This is a genomic window from Bosea sp. 685, from assembly GCF_031884435.1.
Classification (GTDB): domain Bacteria; phylum Pseudomonadota; class Alphaproteobacteria; order Rhizobiales; family Beijerinckiaceae; genus Allobosea.
This window is the reverse complement of the sequence record NZ_CP134779.1, coordinates 5,237,172-5,255,811: the sequence shown is the minus strand read 5'-3', so window position 1 is coordinate 5,255,811 and position 18,640 is coordinate 5,237,172. Positions and strand designations below refer to the sequence as shown.

Annotated in this window: 21 protein-coding genes; 9 read left to right on the top strand and 12 right to left on the bottom strand. The window is 65.3% G+C overall.

Going from position 1 to position 18,640, the window contains the following annotated elements; genetic code table 11:
• The first annotated feature begins 137 nt into the window (after positions 1-137).
• Positions 138-656 (top strand): MarR family winged helix-turn-helix transcriptional regulator, encoded by a 519-nt coding sequence (locus RMR04_RS25790; RefSeq protein ID WP_311911337.1) that lies wholly within the window; start codon positions 138-140, stop codon positions 654-656.
• A gap of 72 nt (positions 657-728) precedes the next feature.
• Here RMR04_RS25790 and RMR04_RS25785 read toward each other — a convergent pair whose 3' ends face one another.
• Positions 729-980, bottom strand: coding sequence for a hypothetical protein (locus RMR04_RS25785; protein WP_069689820.1), 252 nt, complete (start codon positions 978-980; stop codon positions 729-731).
• 76 nt (positions 981-1,056) lie between these two features.
• Positions 1,057-2,391, bottom strand: coding sequence for an 8-oxoguanine deaminase (locus RMR04_RS25780; protein WP_311911335.1), 1,335 nt, complete (start codon positions 2,389-2,391; stop codon positions 1,057-1,059).
• Positions 2,392-2,693: 302 nt separating this feature from the next.
• Here RMR04_RS25780 and dapD point away from each other — a divergent pair, with 302 nt between their 5' ends.
• Positions 2,694-3,536, top strand: coding sequence for a 2,3,4,5-tetrahydropyridine-2,6-dicarboxylate N-succinyltransferase (gene dapD / locus RMR04_RS25775; protein WP_311911334.1), 843 nt, complete (start codon positions 2,694-2,696; stop codon positions 3,534-3,536).
• A 154-nt stretch (positions 3,537-3,690) separates the two neighbouring features.
• Here the strand turns inward: dapD and RMR04_RS25770 are convergent, their stop codons facing one another.
• From RMR04_RS25770 to RMR04_RS25760, 3 genes are all read right to left on the bottom strand, one after another.
• The gene (locus RMR04_RS25770) at positions 3,691-4,242 is read right to left on the bottom strand and encodes a DUF1269 domain-containing protein (RefSeq protein WP_311911332.1); all 552 of its coding nucleotides are present in this window, start codon (positions 4,240-4,242) and stop codon (positions 3,691-3,693) included.
• 214 nt (positions 4,243-4,456) lie between these two features.
• Positions 4,457-5,950: an MDR family MFS transporter gene (locus RMR04_RS25765; RefSeq protein WP_311911331.1), complete on the bottom strand. Its 1,494-nt coding sequence runs from the start codon at positions 5,948-5,950 to the stop codon at positions 4,457-4,459.
• Positions 5,951-6,211: 261 nt separating this feature from the next.
• On the bottom strand, positions 6,212-6,490 hold the full coding sequence (locus RMR04_RS25760) for an Atu4866 domain-containing protein (RefSeq protein WP_311915948.1): 279 nt from the start codon (positions 6,488-6,490) through the stop codon (positions 6,212-6,214).
• A 588-nt stretch (positions 6,491-7,078) separates the two neighbouring features.
• On the opposite strand from RMR04_RS25760, the gene RMR04_RS25755 reads away from it, so the two are divergent.
• The 3 genes from RMR04_RS25755 (at position 7,079) to RMR04_RS25745 (ending at position 9,128) form a co-directional block, all read left to right on the top strand.
• On the top strand, positions 7,079-7,342 hold the full coding sequence (locus RMR04_RS25755) for a DUF1488 family protein (protein ID WP_310159822.1): 264 nt from the start codon (positions 7,079-7,081) through the stop codon (positions 7,340-7,342).
• Positions 7,343-7,444: 102 nt separating this feature from the next.
• Positions 7,445-7,651 (top strand): hypothetical protein, encoded by a 207-nt coding sequence (locus RMR04_RS25750; RefSeq protein ID WP_311911330.1) that lies wholly within the window; start codon positions 7,445-7,447, stop codon positions 7,649-7,651.
• 394 nt (positions 7,652-8,045) lie between these two features.
• The gene (locus RMR04_RS25745) at positions 8,046-9,128 is read left to right on the top strand and encodes an alpha/beta fold hydrolase (protein ID WP_311911329.1); all 1,083 of its coding nucleotides are present in this window, start codon (positions 8,046-8,048) and stop codon (positions 9,126-9,128) included.
• A 111-nt stretch (positions 9,129-9,239) separates the two neighbouring features.
• Here RMR04_RS25745 and RMR04_RS25740 read toward each other — a convergent pair whose 3' ends face one another.
• Positions 9,240-9,644 carry a VOC family protein gene (locus tag RMR04_RS25740; RefSeq protein ID WP_311911328.1) on the bottom strand — a complete coding sequence of 135 codons (405 nt, stop codon included), beginning with the start codon at positions 9,642-9,644 and terminating at the stop codon, positions 9,240-9,242.
• Positions 9,645-9,848: 204 nt separating this feature from the next.
• Between RMR04_RS25740 and RMR04_RS25735 the strand changes: the two genes are divergently transcribed.
• The 3 genes from RMR04_RS25735 to RMR04_RS25725 all read left to right on the top strand — a co-directional run bounded on the left by RMR04_RS25735 (position 9,849) and on the right by RMR04_RS25725 (position 12,065).
• On the top strand, positions 9,849-10,379 hold the full coding sequence (locus RMR04_RS25735) for an isochorismatase family protein (protein WP_311911327.1): 531 nt from the start codon (positions 9,849-9,851) through the stop codon (positions 10,377-10,379).
• Between the two features lie 304 nt (positions 10,380-10,683).
• Positions 10,684-11,688, top strand: a complete 1,005-nt coding sequence (locus tag RMR04_RS25730; protein ID WP_311911326.1) for a Vgb family protein — start codon at positions 10,684-10,686, stop codon at positions 11,686-11,688.
• Positions 11,685-12,065, top strand: coding sequence for a c-type cytochrome (locus tag RMR04_RS25725; protein WP_311911324.1), 381 nt, complete (start codon positions 11,685-11,687; stop codon positions 12,063-12,065). The genes RMR04_RS25730 and RMR04_RS25725 overlap by 4 nt, the downstream gene beginning before the upstream one ends.
• A gap of 172 nt (positions 12,066-12,237) precedes the next feature.
• On the opposite strand, the gene RMR04_RS25720 is transcribed toward RMR04_RS25725, so the two are convergent.
• The 6 genes from RMR04_RS25720 to RMR04_RS25695 all read right to left on the bottom strand — a co-directional run bounded on the left by RMR04_RS25720 (position 12,238) and on the right by RMR04_RS25695 (position 17,986).
• Positions 12,238-13,230, bottom strand: coding sequence for a branched-chain amino acid ABC transporter permease (locus RMR04_RS25720; protein ID WP_311911323.1), 993 nt, complete (start codon positions 13,228-13,230; stop codon positions 12,238-12,240).
• A 34-nt stretch (positions 13,231-13,264) separates the two neighbouring features.
• Complete coding sequence (locus RMR04_RS25715; protein ID WP_311911321.1) at positions 13,265-14,152, bottom strand: branched-chain amino acid ABC transporter permease; 888 nt, start codon at positions 14,150-14,152, stop codon at positions 13,265-13,267.
• Between the two features lie 232 nt (positions 14,153-14,384).
• Positions 14,385-15,590, bottom strand: a complete 1,206-nt coding sequence (locus RMR04_RS25710; RefSeq protein ID WP_311915947.1) for an ABC transporter substrate-binding protein — start codon at positions 15,588-15,590, stop codon at positions 14,385-14,387.
• Positions 15,591-15,682: 92 nt separating this feature from the next.
• Entirely contained in the window at positions 15,683-16,426 is a 744-nt protein-coding gene (locus RMR04_RS25705) for an ABC transporter ATP-binding protein (RefSeq protein ID WP_311911320.1), read from the bottom strand.
• Positions 16,416-17,180 (bottom strand): ABC transporter ATP-binding protein, encoded by a 765-nt coding sequence (locus tag RMR04_RS25700; protein ID WP_311911319.1) that lies wholly within the window; start codon positions 17,178-17,180, stop codon positions 16,416-16,418. Before RMR04_RS25700 ends, RMR04_RS25705 begins: the two co-directional genes overlap by 11 nt.
• 164 nt (positions 17,181-17,344) lie before the next feature.
• Positions 17,345-17,986, bottom strand: coding sequence for a TetR/AcrR family transcriptional regulator (locus RMR04_RS25695; RefSeq protein WP_311911317.1), 642 nt, complete (start codon positions 17,984-17,986; stop codon positions 17,345-17,347).
• 191 nt (positions 17,987-18,177) lie between these two features.
• On the opposite strand from RMR04_RS25695, the gene RMR04_RS25690 reads away from it, so the two are divergent.
• Entirely contained in the window at positions 18,178-18,639 is a 462-nt protein-coding gene (locus RMR04_RS25690) for a (2Fe-2S)-binding protein (RefSeq protein WP_310159843.1), read from the top strand.
• Position 18,640: the final 1 nt, after the last annotated feature.

Sequence of the window (18,640 nt, the reverse complement as noted above, 5' to 3'; positions counted from 1 at the left end):
GGGCCTGCGCGCATGCAAGGCCTCGGCCAGGATAGGCTCTACAGCAAGGCGGGCTCTACGAGATGCGCCGGCTCATGGCGCTTGCCGCATCCCGCAGCGGCGTGTGAGATACTTGGCCTGACTTCTCTGGATGCGCCATGCCCTCGACGAAGCGCCACAAGGCCGTTGCCGGCCCGGAGCGGGATGTTCTCGATCTCGGCGGTTACGTTCCCTATTTCCTGACCGCGATTTCCAACACCTGGTCGCGCAGTTCGTCGCGGCTCTATATTGAGCGTTTCGGCGTCGGCGTCACCGAATGGCGCGTCATCTCGCAGCTCGCCATCGAGCCGGCGATCGCGGCGCAGCGCATCTGCGAGGTGATCGGGCTCGACAAGGGCGCGGTCAGCCGTAGCGTCGCGACCTTGGTCGCCGCCCGCCACGTCACCGAGCGTCCCGATGATCGCGACGCACGCCGGCAGGTGCTGGAGCTGACGACGAGCGGCTATGCCCTGCATGACGCATTGATCGCGCTCGCCACCACCCGCGAGGATCTGCTGCTCGGGGACTTCACGGCGGAAGAAAAGGCGCAGCTCACCGGCTTCCTGCACCGGCTGCATGCGAGGTTGCCGCTATTGCGTGATTTCAGGCCGGAGCGCGACGGCCCGCCCGCGAGCTAGAGCGTTTTCGAGCGAAGTGGATACCGGTTCGCGTGAAGAAAACGCGTCAAAACAAAGATCCGGGGTGGGCTGTCACCAGCGCCGGAAACCGTAGCCGAAGCCATAGCCGTAATAGGGGCCATAGTAATCGCGCTCGACCCAGACCCTGCGGCTGGCCGAGCGGTCGAGTTCGATATGGAGCAGGCAATTCGCATAGCCGTCGGTGCCGGGGCGGAAGCCGTAGGAGCGGCAGCGTTCCTCATCGAGCGCTCGTCGCTCGGCGATCGTGACACAGCCGCTGCCGAGAAGAGCCAACCCCAATGCCGCGATCAAACCGATCTTCATGGCGCCTGACTCCCTTGGCCGTGATCCGTCCCGAATCAAGCCGAGAAATGCGTCAAGATTCCGAACAATCTGTCTCTCAGGCGTAACGTTTTGCCGCCATTCCATGCGAGCGCCGCAACGCAGTGAGATCGAGCCCCGGCACGGCCCCATCGATCACGCGCCAGGCGCCGGCGACCATCACCCGGTCGGCCCGGTTCGCGCCGCACAGCACCAGCGCCGCGACCGGGTCATGCGCGCCGGAGAAGCGCAATTCGTCGAGACAAAACAGCGCCAGATCCGCCTGCATGCCGGGCGCGATCCGCCCGATATCGGAGCGTCCAAGGCAGCGCGCCGAGCCCTCCGTCGCCCAGCGGATCACGTCGCGCGCGGTGACAGCCGTGGCGCTCTCATAGCGCAGGCGGTTGATCAGCAAAGCGTGGCGCAACTCCTCCATCAGGTTGGAGCCGTCATTGGAGGCCGAGCCGTCGACGCCCAAGCCGAGCGGCGCTCCGGCTGCCTCCAATTCGCGCGTCCGGCAGAAGCCCGACGCCAGCACCCCGTTCGAGGTCGGGCAATGGCAGATTCCGACGCCGGCCGCTCCCAGCCTTTCGCATTCCTCGCAGCTGAAGTGCACGCCATGCGCCAGCCAGGTCTTTGGCCGCATCCAGCCGGTCTCCTCCAGCAGGTCGAGCGGGCGCTTGCCATAGACTTCGAGGCAATAGGCATCCTCGTCCCTGGTCTCGGCGAGGTGGGTGTGCAGCGGCGCATCGAAGCGTGCTGCCAGCTCCGCGCTCTTTTTCATCAGCGCCGGCGTCACCGAAAACGGCGAGCAAGGTGCCAGCGCAATCTGGACCATGCTGCCCGGCGCGGGATCATGGAACAGGGAAAGCACCCGCTCGCTATCGGTCAGGATCGTCTCCTCGTCCTGGACGACAGAGTCGGGCGGCAGGCCGCCATCCTTCTGCGACAGGTTCATCGAGCCGCGCGAGATCGTGGCGCGGATGCCCAGGGCCCGCGCCTCCTCGACCGCGATGTCGACGGCGTTCTCCAGCCCCTTCGGGTAGAGGTAATGATGGTCCGCCGCGGTGGTGCAGCCTGAGAGCAAAAGCTCCGTCAGCGCGACGCGGACCGCCAAGCGCAGGTCATCGGGCGTCAGCCTCGCCCAAAGCGGGTAGAGTGCGGTCAGCCAGGGAAACAGCTCGCGATCGATCGCGGCCGGATGCGCGCGCGTCAGCGTCTGGTAGAAATGGTGATGCGTGTTGATCAGGCCGGGCAGCACGACATGGCGCGAGGCGTCGAAGACCGCATCGACGGGCAGGGCAGGGGCCCCGCCTACTGGCACGAGCTCGGCGATGATCGCGCCATCGACGACGATCCCGCCGCCGGCATTGTCCGCGACGATGCCAAGCGGGTTCTTGATCCAGAGGCGCATGGCCAGTCTGCCACCTGTGCAGGAGAAGCGTGGGAACCCCTCTCCCGTGTGGGAGAGGGGCAGGGGTGAGGGCAGGCCGGTAAACCAGAGAAGCTGTCGTCATTCTCGTGCGAAGCGAAGCGCAGACCCGAGAATCTCTTGCAGGAGATGCCCGGCTCAAGGCCGGGCATGACGCCGAAAGGGCCTGCACCTGACTCCTACCCCTCTCCTTACAGGAGAGGGGTTTCCCCTGCCAAACCTTGACGCCGCCGCCCTCATCCGCCATCGCTCCCCGCGACTTTTTCGCCCGCCGGAGCGCCGCCATGTCCTTCACCGATCTCGCCGCCACCATCGACGCCGCCTGGGAGGCCCGCTCCGAGATCGGCATCAACACCAAAGGCGCAGTCCGCGAGGCGGTCGAACAGGCGATCGAATTGCTCGATGCCGGTGAGGCCCGCGTCGCCGAGAAGATCGGCACCGAGTGGGTCGTGCATCAGTGGCTCAAGAAGGCGGTGCTGCTCTCCTTCCGCCTGACCGACAACATGATCATCGCCAACGGCCCCGGCGAAGGCGTGTTCTGGGACAAGGTGCCCTCAAAGTTCGAGGGCTGGGGCGAGAACCGCTTTCGCGCCGCGGGCTTCCGCGTCGTGCCGCCGGCCGCCGCGCGCAAGGGCTCCTTCCTCGCCCCGAACGTCGTGCTGATGCCGTCCTTCGTCAATATCGGCGCCTATGTCGACAGCGGCACCATGGTCGACACCTGGGCGACGGTCGGCTCCTGCGCCCAGATCGGCAAGAACGTCCATCTCTCGGGTGGCGTCGGCATTGGCGGCGTGCTCGAGCCGCTGCAGGCCAACCCGACCATCATCGAGGACAACTGCTTCATCGGCGCCCGTTCCGAAGTGGTCGAAGGCGTGATCGTCGGCGAGGGCTCTGTGCTCTCGATGGGCGTGTTCATCTCGGCCTCGACCAAGATCGTCGACCGCGCCACCGGCCAGGTCCATATCGGCAAGGTGCCGCCCTATTCGGTGGTGGTTCCGGGCTCGCTGCCGGGCAAGCCTTTGCCCGACGGCACGCCCGGCCCCTCGCTCTATTGCGCCGTCATCGTCAAGACGGTCGACGCCCAGACGCGCTCGAAGACCGGCATCAACGAATTGCTGCGCGACTGATCACAAACCTTGCCGTCATTCTCGGGCTTGCCCCGAGAATCCCATGACCAGAATGCTCTGGTTTCCAAGATGGTCGGGTCAAGCCCGACCATGACGCGCTTCGGATCCCGGGCCTCCCTCGGGCCGCCCGAGAATGATGTGAGAGGCTGGGGCCTCACCCCACCGGCGAAGGTGCGCCCGCGCCTTCCGGGGCCGGGGCGGGTGTGGCCGCCGGCGTCTTCGGCGTTCCCGCCAGGGCATCGCGCAATTGCTGCTCGCGGGTATGGTCGAGCGAGGTCTTCAGCACCACGCCGCCCGTGCCCTTGACGGCGTCGAGCACCTTGTCGGCGGTCATCTTGTTGATCAGCAGGAAGAGCGCGGCATTGCCCGGCTGGAGGTTGGCGGCGAGTTCCTTCATGAAGCCGTCATTGACGCCGTAATCGGTCAGCGCCCCGCCGAGCGCGCCGGACGCCGCGCCCAGCGCCGCGCCGAACACCGGCATCAGGAAGATCGCGCCGATCAGCAGGCCCCAGAACGAGCCGGAGACCGCGCCGAGCGCGGTGGTGTTGAGCAGCTGATTGAGCTTCACCTTGCCGCCCTCATGCATCACCGCGATGGCGGCGTCGCCGAGCTCGATCAGGTATTCCTTCTGCAGCGAGACGACCTTCTGGCGCATTTCCTCGGCGCGGGCCTCGGTCGGGTAAACGATGACGACGAGATCGGACATGGGATGCTCCTGCGTGAAGGCGTGACGGAGCCCGCCGCGGCGATGCGACGGGCTAGAGCCGGATGATTTCAGATGGGATCACCGAGTGATCCCATCTGAAATCTGAATCCGTCTCTCATCTAAAGAGTTAGAGCAGGATCAATGCGAAAAACCGGTTCCCACTTTTTCGCATCCTGCTCTAGTGGCGAACGCGCGGGGGCGGCGACTGTTCCGGCTATTCGCCGCCGGCCGCCTTCGCCGCTTCCACCGCGCTGCCGCGCAGGGGCAGTTCCTTCATCCGCACCATCAGCAGCAGCGCCATCGCGAAGCCGAAGCAGGTCGCCGCGAAAACATAGCGGAACAGCTCGATCATCGCTGTGCGATCGACCGTTCCCAGCTTCAGCGCCTCGGGCGAGAGCCCGACGCCCGCTCCGCTGACGCCGCCGAGCACGATCGCGCCGAACACCGCCACGATCAGCGCCCCGCCGATCTGGCGGAAGAAGTTCGCGATCGCGGTCGCCGTGCCGAGCTGATGCGGCAGCACCGCATTCTGGATCGAGACCGTTGCCACGGGCAGCATGGTGCCGAGCCCCAGGCTAATCACCGCCAGGGTCAGCGAGAAGGGCAGGAGCGGCATCTGCCCGGCATAGATCGTCAGCAGCGCCGCTCCCAATGTCGCGACGCTCAGCCCCGCCACAGGCACGCGCTTGTAATGCGTCAATCGCGTCAGCGAGCGGCCCGACAAGGTCGCGCCCATCACGGTGCCGCAGGTGAGCGGCAGCAGGCCGAGCCCCGAGGCCGAGGCGCTCATCCCGACAACCGTCTCGAAATAGAGCGGCAGGTAGATCGTCAAGCCGATGAAGGTGCCCATGCCGAAGCCCGCAGCCATCGTGCCCATCCGCACCACCGGATTGGCGAGGAGGTCGAGCGGGATAAGCGGCTCGGCGGCACTCCGCAGCCGCCAGGCGAAAACGGCCCACAACACGATGGAGAAGGCCACGAGCCCGACGATCCAGGCCGAGCTCCAGGGGTAATAGGTGCCGCCCCAGGAGAGCGCGAGCAGCAGCGTCATCGTCGCGCTGGTCATCAGCAGGGCGCCGGCGACGTCCAGTTTGTGCGGCCGCTCATGACGTGGCAGCCGCTTCAATGCCGAGCTCGTCATCCAATAGGCGGCAAACCCCAATGGCAGGTTGATCCAGAAGATCACCGACCAGTGCAGTGCCTCGGCGATGATCCCGCCCAGCACCGGCCCGAGCACGGAGGAGGCCATGAAGACGGCGGCGAAATAGACCTGGTATTTGCCGCGTTCCTTGGGCGGCACCATGTCGGCGATGATGGTCTGCGCCAGGGCGATCAGCCCGCCGCCGCCCAGCCCCTGGACGAAGCGCGCCACCACCAGGAGCCAGAGATTGGGTGCCAGCGCGCAAGCGACTGAGCCGAAGACGAAGACAACGATGCCCGAGAGCAGCGTCACCCGCCGGCCATGGATATCGGCGAGCTTGCCGTAGAGCGGCGTGACCGCGGTCGAGGCGAGCAGATAGGCCGTCACAATCCAGGGCAGATGCGTGACGTCGTTGAGCTCGCGCCCGATCGTCGGCATCGCGGTTGCGACGATGGTCTGGTCCAGCGCCGCCAGCAACATGGCGAGCATGATGCCAAACAGGATGCTGCGAATATCCTCATGGGTAAGGGGCGCTGGATGCGCCGCCGTCTCGACCCGTTTGTCCATGGTTACTCGGCCTGCCCGTGCGTTGGGAGAATGGCAGACTTGTAAGGCCGGGGCATGCCATGCGCCAGAGGCGGGACGTGCCGCCGCTGCATAGCGGACCGGCCAGTCCTGCTAGAGCGTTTTCGAGCGAAGTGGATGCCGGTTCGCATGAAGAAAACGCGTCAGAAGAAAGAACTGGAGCATCGGCCCGAAAGTGGGAACCGGTTTTCGGGACAAGCCGACGCCAAATCCAAGTTGGTGCCAAATCAAAATCCTGCTGCCTCAGCATTCCCGCCGCAGCACCATCCCCGCATGATACAGCACGCCGTCGACGAAATCGCCATCGGCGGTGAAGCCGGTGTCGTCGACATAGTCGATATGGTCGCCGGTGATGCTGTAGCGCCCGCGATAGGCGCTCTTGCGATTGCCCCTGGCCTCGTCATAACGGCCATTCGGCAGCAAGTCGTGCCGGATATGGCCGTCGGCCGTCACCCACATTCCGACATAAGGGTGCGGCGCCGTCTCGCGCGCCGCGGCGTTGGTTTGCTCGGTGGTTGTCATATCTGGTTCCTGAAGGGCTGGGGCTGCCGAGGCATGCGCCATCATGGCGAGCAGGATCGCGACGAGCGTCGCCTTGGCGAAATGTCTCCGGTGGAGCGCCATCGCATCCTCGCTCGGCTCGGCCTGGGGTGAGGGAGACCATGCGGCAGGGCGGGCGCGGGCCGATAGACCGATCCTTGCCGATGTTTGCCGGATCCTTCGGCAGGCAGGGCAGGACGCCGAAGAGCTGACGCCGAAGAGCTGTCGCATATCGACCGGCCAGCCCCGCGAGGCTCAAATCTTATTTTTGCGAGGCCAAATCTTGTTCGCGAGGTCCAAATCTAACTCGCGAGGTCCAGGCCTTATTATCGCGCCGCCCTTACAATGCGCGGCTGCCTTCCCCATGTCCGGAGGACGGTCGTCGAAAACAAGCCGCCTTGCGGTTGATTTGTTTTGGCCTGACCGTCCTTGAGAAAACGATCAGCTTGCTTGAGCCCCTCGGGAGCCGACGGCATGTGCTCTGGCTCCGCTGTTCCGCTGGCTCTTGGCCGGGCAGGTCCGGGCGCCGGTGTTGGCCGTGAAGCGCAACCGCAAGAAAGCAGGCCGACCATGGCGCTGAATTTTCCCAATCCGGTCCGGAGTTTCGACGCAGGGCGTTCCTGCGTCAGCTTCTGGGGCTCGGATGCCTCGCTGGAGATCACCTTCCAGATCGAGATGGACGCCCTGCGCAAGCTGGGTTCCGGCATCGATGACAGTCAGGCGCAGGTGCTCGATGTCTTCGATCGGAACCGGGACACGATCCTGAAGGCGGCCTCGAACGCCTATGCGCGGCACCGGGCCAGCTATCACCGCCTGACTCCCGCCGATTTCTAGAGCATTTCCTTCACGCGAACCGGCGTCCACTTCGCTCGAAAATGCTCTAGCCGCGGCGCAACCTGTTCCAACGCCTCAATCCGTCTCACGGGGGATGATGACATGGCCAGTCAGCCATATAAGCCGGGTGATCTGGTCAATCTCGAACCGGGTTTCGCCAATCAGGCCAGGCTCGGCCTCTACGAGATCCTGCGCGTGATGCCGCCGCGCGACAACAAGGAAGAGCAGTATCGCGTGCGTGGGCCCGACGGCCTCGAACGCGCCATCGGTCACCACGAGATCGCCGAGACAGCTGTCAAGCGCGGCTGAGGACGGCTCAATCCCTCCGCACCGCATCCTGGCTCAACGGATGCGGACCCCTACCAGTACGCGCCTCGTGGCGCCCCGCCACTCTCTCTCCGCAGCGGAAACGCCGGCGGGGATTTCGCGCGTTTCCCTTCCCCCCTAGCGGGGGAAGGTGGATCGGCGCAGCCGAGACGGATGAGGGGGCGCTGTGAGCGTTCCATCTAGCCGAACACGACGCCAACCGGACAGGGCACGGCGCCCCCTCATCCGGCGCTGCGCGCCACCTTCTCCCGCGAGGGGAGAAGGAAGCGGATCTGGCCCGCCTCTCTTGCCTCGTGCCCTGTTCGGCGCGATCCTTCATTTATGGGAGGATCGCCCGGCGGCAAGTCGTGGCGGCGACAACGAAGGTGCCACCATCATGACCATCGTAAGCTGGCCGCGCCGTGCGGCTGCGGCCTTCATCCTGTCCATCGTCGCGATGGCGGCCTCGGCCGCCGACTATCCCGCGCCCAAGCGCGGCGTCTGGGTGGCCAAGGATTTCCGCTTCCAGAGCGGCGAGACATTGGCCGAACTGAAGCTCGGCTACGCCACCATCGGCGACCCGGCAGGCGAGCCGGTGGTGATCCTGCACGGCACGGCGGGATCGGCGGCGAGCCTGCTGACGCCGGCCTTCGCGGGCGAATTATTCGGCCCGGGCCAGCCGCTCGATGCGGCGAAATACTTCATCGTCCTGCCGGATTCGATCGGCGCCGGGGCTTCCTCCAAGCCCTCCGACGGGCTGAAGGCGAAGTTCCCGCGCTATAATTACGAGGACATGGTCGCAGCCCAGCACAAGCTGGTCAGCGAGGGGCTGGGGCTGCGCCATGTCCGGCTCGTGCTCGGCAATTCGATGGGCGGCATGCATGTCTGGCTCTGGGGCGTCAGGCATCCCGATTTCATGGACGCGCTGGTGCCGATGGCCTCGCAGCCGACGCCGATGTCGAGCCGCAACTGGATGATGCGGCGCATGATCATTGACGCCGTCCGCAACGATCCGGAGTGGAAGGGCGGCGACTACACAGCGCAGCCACCGGCTTTCCGCACGGCCAATGTCTTCTTCGGCATTGCCACCAGCGGCGGCACGCTCGCCTATCAGAAGCTGGCGCCGACGCGTGAGGCCGCCGATGCGCTGCTCGACGAGCGCTTGAAGGCCGCCTTCAGCGCCGATGCCAACGACTTCCTCTACCAGTGGGATTCCTCGCGCGACTACGACGCCTCCCAGGGCCTGGGCGCGATCAAGGCGCCGCTGCTGGCGATCAACTCCGCCGATGACGAGCGCAACCCGCCCGAGACCGGCATCATGGAGCGCGAGTTGAAGCGCCTCGCCAATGGCAGGCTGCTGCTGATCCCGGCGAGCGAGGATACCCGTGGCCACGGCACGACGGGGCTCGCGACGTTCTGGGCCAGGGAGATGGGCATCTGGCTCGCCGGCGTGCCCAAGCGTGCGGCCGGCGGGAACTGACGAAAGGCGTCATTCCCAGGCCGTGCAAAGCGCGGCCCGGGAAGCTTGTGAAGGAAGAGGCCGGTCTCGTCATGCTCGGGTCAAGCCCGAGCATCTCGAGCGTGTCAGGTTTCACCCCTGCACGGCGGCGGGGTCCATCCACATCAGCTCCCAGACATGGCCGTCGAGGTCCTGGAAGCCGTGGCCATACATGAAGCCGTAATCCTGCGGCTCCTTATAGGTCGTGCCGCCGGCAGCCAGCGCCGCCTTGACCATGGCATCGACATCAGCCCGGCTGTCGCGGGAGAGGCAGGTCAGCACCTCGACCGCCTGGCTCGTATCGGCGATTGGCCTGGGCGAGAAGCTGAGGAATTTCTCATGGGTCAGCAGCATCGCGAAGATGGTGTCGCTGATCACCATGCAGGTCGCGGTCTCGTCGGTGAATTGCGGGTTGAACGAGAAGCCGAGCGCGGTGAAGAAGGCGACCGAGGCGCCGAGATCTTTCACGGGCAGGTTGACGAAGATCATCTGGGGCATGGCGTGTCCTCTCCTTTTCTGGTTTTGGCGTGGCCGCGACCTTAGAGCGTTTTCGAGCGAAATGGGCACCGGTTCGCGCGAAGAAAACGCGTTGGGGCAAAGGACGCGAGCAATTGAACGATCCAATTGGATCGGAAACCGCTCTCGCATGGCGGCGGCACGCCGCTGCGCTCCTGGACCAGACCATGCTAGAAAGACGCGATCATGACCCTGCTTTCTGCCACCGACGCCATCCTCGTCGTCATCGATTTCCAGGCGCGCCTGATGCCGGCGATCCATGACGGTGCGCGCCTGGTCGCGAATGCCAGGCGCCTGGTCGATGTTGCCGGGCTGCTCGCGGTGCCGGTGCTGATGACCGAGCAGAATCCGGCTGGGCTCGGCGGCACAGTGCCGGAGCTTTCGGGCGCCGGCCCCGTGATCGCCAAGATGAGCTTCGATTCCTGCGCGGAGCCCGCTTTTCTCGAGGCGCTTGCCGGCGACATGCAGCTCGTTATCTGCGGCTGCGAGGCGCATGTCTGCGTCGGCCAGACCGTGCTGAGCCTGCTCGAGCATCGCCGCCGCGTCGCCGTGGTGCAGGATGCGGTCGGCTCGCGCGCGCCTGAATCCAAGGAGGTCGCGATCGCGCGCATGGCGCGCCATGGCGCTGAGATCGTCACCACCGAGATGGTGGTGTTCGAATGGCTCAGGACCGCGGCCCATCCGCAGTTCCGCGCGGCGGCGAAGCTGATCCGCTGAAGCGGCGGCGCGCTGGGCACTGTCCCGGTTTCACCATCTTGTCGGTTTACTCAAGAAGCCAAGCGCGATCCCAGAGCGTTTTCGAGCGAAGTGGATAGCGGTTCGCGTCAAGAAAACGCGCTGAAATAAAAGATTGGAGCCATCGAACGATCCAACGGGGTCGGGCGTTGCTCCAGAGCGTTTTCGAGCGAAGTGGGTACCGGTTCGCGTGAAGAAAACGCGTTAAAACAATAACCTAGAGCAATTGAACGATCCGAATGGATCGGAAATTGCTCCAGCCTCTGCCTGACGAAGGAGACGCTCCATGCTGCGCCGTTCCTTTCTCCAGCTCGGCCTCGCCGGGCTTGCAGCCCCTGCCTTGATCGGCCGGACCGCCGCGATCGCAGCCGAGACGACCGGGACGAAATTCGCCGTCAGCTATTTCGACATTCCCGCGATCAAGGGCTCCCGCGACGTCACCGATGCCGGCGACGGCACGCTCTGGGTCTGCGGCCAGCGCAACGGCACGCTCGGGCGTTTCGATCCGCGCTCCGGCCAACTCAAGGTGGTCGAGCTTGGCCGGGGCGCGGCGCCCCATGGCGTCATCCGCGGGCCCGATGGTGCGGCCTGGGTGACGGAGGGCGGCCAGAACGCCATCGCCCGCGTCGACGACAAGACCCACGAGGTCGAGCTTTTCAAGCTGCCGGAAGGCAGGGCGCGGGCCAATCTCAACACCGGCGTCTTCGACAAGAGCGGCATCCTCTGGTTCACCGGCCAAAACGGCATCATCGGCCGCTTCGATCCGAAGACGCGCAAGATGGAGGTCTGGGACGCACCGCGGGGGCCGGGCGCCTACGGCATCACTCTGACGCCCTCGGGCGAGGTCTGGTACGCCTCGCTCGCCGGCAACCACATCGCCAGGATCGACACCGGCACGGCCCAGGTTACGGTGGTCGAGCCGCCGACGCCCGGACAGGGTGCGCGCCGCGTCTGGTCGGATTCGAAGAACCGGGTCTGGGTCAGCGAATGGAATTCCGGCAATGTCTCGGCCTATGACACGCTGAGCAAGAGCTGGAAGACCTGGAAACTGCCGGGCGACAAGCCGCGCACCTATTCGGTTTATGTCGACGATGCCGACAAGGTCTGGCTGACCGATTTCAGCGCCAATGCCATCGTGCATTTCGATCCGGTCACCGAGGCTTTCAGCAGCTTCCCGAGCGACAAGGCCGGCGCCAATGTCCGCCAGATGGATGGCCGCTCCGGCGAGGCCTGGGGTGGCGAGAGCGGCAATGACCGCCTCGTGCGCATCCAGACGGTGAAGCAGGCGTGAGACCCGCACCGGCCATCGTGGCGGCCATGGCGCTCGCGCTCTCGGGGGGCCTCGCCACGGCGCAGGATCTGGCGCGCGGCGAGGCTTTGTTCGAGCCCTGCAAATCCTGCCACAGCCTCGATCCCGCCAAGCAGGGCATGGCCGGGCCGCATCTGGCCGGGCTGAAGGGGCGCGTCATCGGCGCGGCCGAGGGCTTCGATTACTCGCCTGCCTTCAAGGCGGCGCGCGCCAAGCGCATCACCTGGGACGAGGCCCGCCTGAACGCCTATCTCGCCGACCCCGACGCGATGTTCAAAGGCGGCTGGATGAGTCCGCAGGGTCTCGACGACGAGGCCGACCGGGCAGCCGTCACGGCCTTCCTGATGCGCGGGCAGTGACGGCCGGCAAGGTCGATCAAATCCGCGCCGTCATCCTGGACAAGCGGCGAAGCCGCGCAGCTCCGGGATCCATCCTAGAGCGCCGAGCCCAGCGATGGATCCCGGGACGACCTTCGGTCGCCCAGGATGACACTGTGGGGAGGGGCATGCCTCGCCAAAACGGCCTCGGCGCCTACAGCGGCCGCCCGATCTTCTTCGCGATCACGCCCACAATGCCCTCGCGGAAGAGCAGCACGCAGACCACGAAGATCACGCCCTGCACCACCGTGACCCAGGCGCCCAGGCTCGCGAGATAATTCTGCATGGAGACGATGACGAGCGCCCCGACGATCGGCCCGAAGACGGTGCCGAGCCCGCCGACCAGCGTCATCAGCACGACCTCGCCCGACATCGACCAGTGCACGTCGGTCAGCGAAGCGAGCTGGAAGACGATCGCTTTGGTCGCGCCGGCGAGGCCCGCCAGCATCGCCGAGAGCACGAAAACCGCGAGCTTGTACTGATTGGCGCGGTAGCCAAGCGAGATCGCGCGCGGCTCGTTGTCCCGGATCGCCTTGCAGACCTGGCCGAAAGGCGAATGGATGATGCGATAGATCAGCAGCAGCCCGGCCATGAAGATGATTGCGACGACATAGTACAGCGCCCTGTCGCCGGTCAGATCGATCAGACCGAAGAGCTTGCCGCGAGGCACCGCCTGGATACCATCCTCGCCGCCGGTGAACTTCGGCGCCTGCAGCGAGAAGAAGAACGCCATCTGGGCGAGCGCGAGCGTGATCATGGCGAAATAGATGCCTTGCCGGCGGATCGCGAGCGCCCCGAAGGCCAGGCCCAGCAGGCCTGCGACCAGCACGCCCGAAAGGATGGCGAGTTCCGGCGTCAGGCCCCAGTTCTTGGCGACATAGGCGCAGACATAGCTCGACATGCCGAAATAGGCGGCATGGCCGAAAGAGAGCAGGCCGCCATAGCCGAGCAGCAGATTGAAGGCGAGCGCGAACAGCGCAAAGCACATCACCTTCATCACGAAGACGGGGTAGGCGAGGTAGGGCGCGACCAACAGCACCGCGGCAAGGCCGATGAAGATTGCCCTGTGCAACCGCTCGGTGCCCCGGCTCGTATCGGCCAGTGCAATTGCACCGGCCGGCGCCTCGACGGAAAGAACGTCAGCCATGGTCACATCCTCGCAGAGTTTGGGAGTGCGGCCATCACGCCGCCCGCCCGAACAGACCGGCTGGCTTCACCAGCAGCACCAGCACCATGATGATGAAGATGACCGTGGCCGAGGCCTCCGGGTAGAACACCTTGGTCAGGCCTTCGACCAATCCGAGCCCGAAGCCGGTGACGATCGCACCCATGATCGAACCCATGCCGCCGATCACGACGACCGCGAAGACGACGATGATCAAATCGGCACCCATATTCGGATTGACCGAATAGATCGGCGCGGCGAGCACGCCGGCGAAGGCGGCGAGCGCGACGCCGAAGCCATAGGTCAGCGTCACCAAGAGCGGCACGTTGATGCCGAAGGCCTGGGTCAGGGTCGGGTTCTCGGTGGCGGCGCGCAGATAGGCGCCGAGCCTGGTCTTCTCAATCATGAACCAGGTCACGAGGCAGACCACGAGCGAGGCGCCCACGACCCAGCCGCGATAGTTCGGCAGGAACATGAAGCCGAGATTCTGCCCGCCCTTGAGCGCGTCGGGGATCTGGTAGGGCAGGCCCGACGAGCCGTAATTGTTGCGAAACAGGCCCTGGATGATCAGGGCCAGCCCAAAGGTCAGCAGCAGCCCGTAGAGATGGTCGAGATTGGCGAGCCTCGCAATCAGGAAGCGCTCGATCAGGACACCGAAGACGCCGACGATCAGGGGCGCGATCAGGAGCGCCGCCCAGTAATTGATGCCGAGATAGTTCAGGCACATCCAGGCGACGAAGGCACCCATCATATACTGCGCGCCATGGGCGAAGTTGATGATGTTGAGCAATCCGAAGATCACCGCCAGCCCGAGGCTGAGGATGGCGTAGAACGAGCCGTTGATCAGGCCGAGCAGGACCTGGCCGAACAGTGCTTGTGGCGGGATTCCGAGAAGCTCGAACATTCAGTGGCTCGATCGTTTGGACGTCGAAGGTCGTGTCGAGACCTCGGCCGTCATTCCGGGCGGAGCGAAGCGGAGACCCGGAAGCCATCGAAGGGAGCGACAGCGCTAGGATGGATTCCGGATCGGCGCCGTGGAGCTTGTCCTTGGGCCGGCTGAAGGCCGGACCCGAGGGCGGCTTGTCCGGAATGACGCCGGAGGAGTGGAAACCCGGCGGAGCCGGGTTTCCGGAGGCTCACTTCTTGACGAGTGGGCACTCGCTTTCGGAGAGCGGGCGGAAGGCCTTGTCGGCCGGCAGCACGGCAAGCTGCTTGTAGTAGTCCCACGGCCCCTTCGATTCCGACGGCTTCTTGACCTCGAACAGATACATATCGTGCATCTTGCGGCCGTCGGCGCGCACCGTGCCCTTGCCGAAGAGCGGATCGTCGGTGGGCATCTCCTTCATCTTCGCCATGACGGTGGCGGTGTCCTTGCTTTTGGCGGCCTCGACCGCCTTGAGATAATGCAGCAAGCCGGAATAGACGCCGGCCTGCACCATGGTCGGCTTCTTGCCGTTGTTGAGCTTGGCGAAGCGCTCCGACCAGGCTCGGGTCTGGTCGTTGGTGTCCCAGTAGAAGGCCTCGGTCAGCACCAGGCCCTGCGCCGTCTGCAGACCGAGCGCATGCACGTCGGAGGCGAAGACGAGGAGCCCGGCGAGCTTCTGGCCGCCGGCGACGATACCGAATTCGCCGGCCTGCTTGATCGAATTGATCGTGTCGCCACCGGCATTGGCGAGCCCGATGACCTTGGCCTTCGAGGCCTGCGCCTGCAGCAGGAAGGAGGAGAAATCGGTGCCCGGGAACGGTGTGCGCACTGCGCCCACCACCTTGCCGCCATTCTTGGTGATGACCTCGGTGGCGTCGCGCTCCAGCGCATGGCCGAAGGCATAGTCGGCTGTCAGGAAGAACCAGCTGTCGCCGCCTGCCTTCACCATCGCGCCGCCCGTGCCCTGGGCCAGGGCATAGGTGTCGTAGGTCCAGTGCACGGTGTTGGGCGTGCAGGCCTTGCCGGTGAGGTCTGAGGAGGCGGCGCCCGAATTGATGTGGATCTTGTTCTTTTCCTTGGTGATCTGATTCACGGCGAGCGCCACCGAGGAGGTCGGCACGTCGAGGATCAGATCGACGCCGTCCTGATCATACCATTGCCGGGCGATGGTCGAGCCGACATCGGGCTTGTTCTGGTGGTCGGCCGAGACGATCTCGACCTTGATGCCCTTCTCGGCGGCCTTGAAATCCTCGACTGCGAGGCGCGCGGCGATGACCGAGCCCTCGCCGGAGAGGTCGGCATAGAGGCCGGAGCGGTCGTTCAGCACGCCGGCCTTGACGGAGATCTGCTGGGCGAGTGCCGGGCTCACCATCAGCGCCGCCAGCGCCGTCGTCGCCAGAATGGTCTTGAGTTTCATCATGTTTCTCTCCCTGGAGTGAATGTCGTTTTCGACGTTGTTCTTGTTTTCGAAATGCCTGGTCTTGAAGGTCCCGGTCCCGGAGTGTGGCTTCAGACTCCGAGATAGCCGTGGAGCTTGTCGATATTGGCATCGAGCTCGTCATTGGGGATCATGTCGACCACCTTGCCCTGCTCGACGACATAGTGCCGGTCGGCGACAGTCGCGGCGAAGCGGAAATTCTGCTCGACCAAGATGATGGTGAAGCCCTCGCGCTTCAATCGCGCGATCGTCCGGCCGATCTGTTCGATGATGACCGGGGCCAGCCCCTCGGTCGGCTCGTCGAGCAGGAGGAGATGGGCGCCGGTGCGCAGGATGCGGCCGATCGCCAGCATCTGCTGCTCGCCGCCCGAGAGCTTCGTGCCCTGGCTCTTCAAGCGCTCCTTGATGTTGGGGAAGAGCTCGAAGATCTGCTCGAGCGAGAGCCCGCCCGGCCTGACCTGCGGCGGCAGCAGCAGGTTCTCCTCGACCGAGAGGCTGGCATAGATGCCGCGCTCCTCCGGGACGTAGCCGATGCCGAGCCGGGCGATGGCGCGCGAAGGCAGGGCGATCGTTTCCGTGCCCTCCAGCACGACCGAGCCCCGGCGTTTGCCCATCACGCCCATGATCGACTTCAGCGTCGTCGTCTTGCCGGCGCCGTTGCGGCCGAGCAGCGTCACCACCTCGCCGGGCGCGACGTCGAAATCGATGCCGTGCAGCACATGGCTCTCGCCATACCAGGCTTCGAGCCCACGCACCTTCAGCAGCGGAGCGGTCTCGGTCGCGGGCTGGCCTGCCGCTGTTGCCCTAGTGAGCATGGTCGCCCCCCGAGCCGATATAGGCCTCGATCACGCGCGGATCCTTCGAGACCGCGGCATAGTCGCCCTCGGCCAGCACCTGGCCGCGTGCCAAAACCGTGATGCGGTCCGAGAGCGAGGCGACGACCGAGAGATTGTGCTCGACCATCAGGATGGTGCGGTTGACCGAGACCTTGCGGATCAGGGCCTCGATGCGCTCGACATCCTCGCGGCCCATGCCGGCCATCGGCTCGTCGAGCAGTAGCATTTCGGGATCGAGCGCCAGCGTCGTGGCGATCTCGAGCGCGCGCTTGCGGCCATAGCTGAGTTCGGCTGCCGTCAGGTTGGCGAAGGAGCCGAGCCCGACCGCATCGACGAGGCGCATCGCCTCCTCGTCGAGCCCGCGCAGCACCTTCTCCGAGCGCCAGAAATCGAACGAGTCGCCGCGCTTGCGCTGCAGCGCGATGCGCACATTGGTTAGCACGCTGAGCTGGGGGAATACCGCCGAGATCTGGAATGAGCGCACGAGGCCGAGCCGGGCGATCTCGGCTGGCTTTTCGCGCGTGATGTCGCGGCCGTTATAGACGATCGCGCCCTTGGTCGGGCTGAGGAATTTGGTCAGCAGATTGAAGCATGTCGTCTTGCCGGCGCCGTTGGGGCCGATCAGCGCATGGATGTGCCCGCGCCGGACCTTGAGGTCGACGCCGCTGACGGCCTTGAAGCCGCCGAAGTCCTTGGTCAGTCCCGCCGTCGACAGAATGATGTCGTCAGCCATGGCCATCGCCAGAGCGTAGCATCGTATTCTTTCTTCTTGTTACGTTTCCCCTTGCAGTCATGCTGCACTGCGCCGTGAGCGAGTGTCAACGGCGGCTCCTGCCCGTAATTGCGGCGGTTTCGGCGCGAATTACGACGTTTGGCTAAGGCGGGAGATGAAAACCCTCAATCCCGGTCCGTCGGCGCCAGGGCGGCGGCGAAGACCGATGCGAGATCGCGCAGGCGCGCCCCGTAAGTTTCGCACGAGAGTTTGGCGCCAGCCTTCGCACCGGCCGCGGCCTGCATCAATGTCGCCACGAAAGTGGCCGTCGAAAGCCCGCTGCGCGACAGGCTGATCTCGCCCGCCGCTTCCGCCCTTTCCAGGAGTTCGGTGGCGTGGCGCGTGAAGATGTCCTCGAAAGCCTGCACCTCGGCGCTGGCGACGCTCGTCATCACGGCCTTGAGCTCGAGGAGGTGCTCGCCTGCGCCGAAACAGGCGTAGCCGGTGCCGAAATGCGCGTCGAGCAGAGCCGCGAGCCGCTCCGGGAACGGAGCCGCCATCGCCATCACGCGCCGGCAGCGGGCGTCGACCCGCTGGCCGGTCCGCAGCATCATCGCCCGGAAGACGTCGTCCTTGCCCTTGAAATGCAGATAGAGCGTCGCCTTGGCGAGGCCGGCCTCCTTGGCGATGTCGTCCATCGAGGTGCGCTTGAAACCGTAGCGCGCGAAACGGCGCAGGGCCGCGTCCGCGATCTGGTCGATACGGGTGGTCGCATCCTCGGCACAAGAATTCGCTCCGGTGCCGGAACTTTCGGTGCTGTCGGCCATTTGCAGTCTTGACAAGATCCAAACTGAGCGCGACTATCCTAGATAGACTGAAAACGTCTAACTAGTCCAGTCGCGCGACCCAGGACTACGGATTGATAGCCCGCTTCTGATATGTCAGATCGGGCCGGCGAGGGCGAGCCTCGATCCGCACCATGGTGCCGCGCTGCGTCATATCAGCATCGGAGGCAGCCATGGCCCATACCTTCAAGGTCAACGGAACGACGCATAGCGTCGATATCGACGACGATACGCCCCTGCTCTGGGCGCTGCGCGACAATCTCGGCCTCACCGGCACCAAATTCGGCTGCGGCGTCGCGCAATGCGGCGCCTGCACCGTCTATCTCGACGGCAAGCCGCTGCGCTCCTGCGTGACGCCGGTCTCCGCCGTGGCCGGCGCCGAGATCACCACGATCGAGGCGATCTCCGGCCGCGAGGCCGAGGCTGTCCAGGCAGCCTGGACAGCCGGCGACGTGCCGCAATGCGGCTATTGCCAGTCGGGCCAGGTGATGAGCGCGGTTGCCCTGCTCAAGGAAAACAAGAAGCCGACCGACCAGGACATCGATCTCGCCATGAACGGCAACATCTGCCGCTGCGCGACCTATGCCCGCATCCGCGCCGCGATCCATAGCGCTGCCCGCTCGCTGGAGGCCTGAT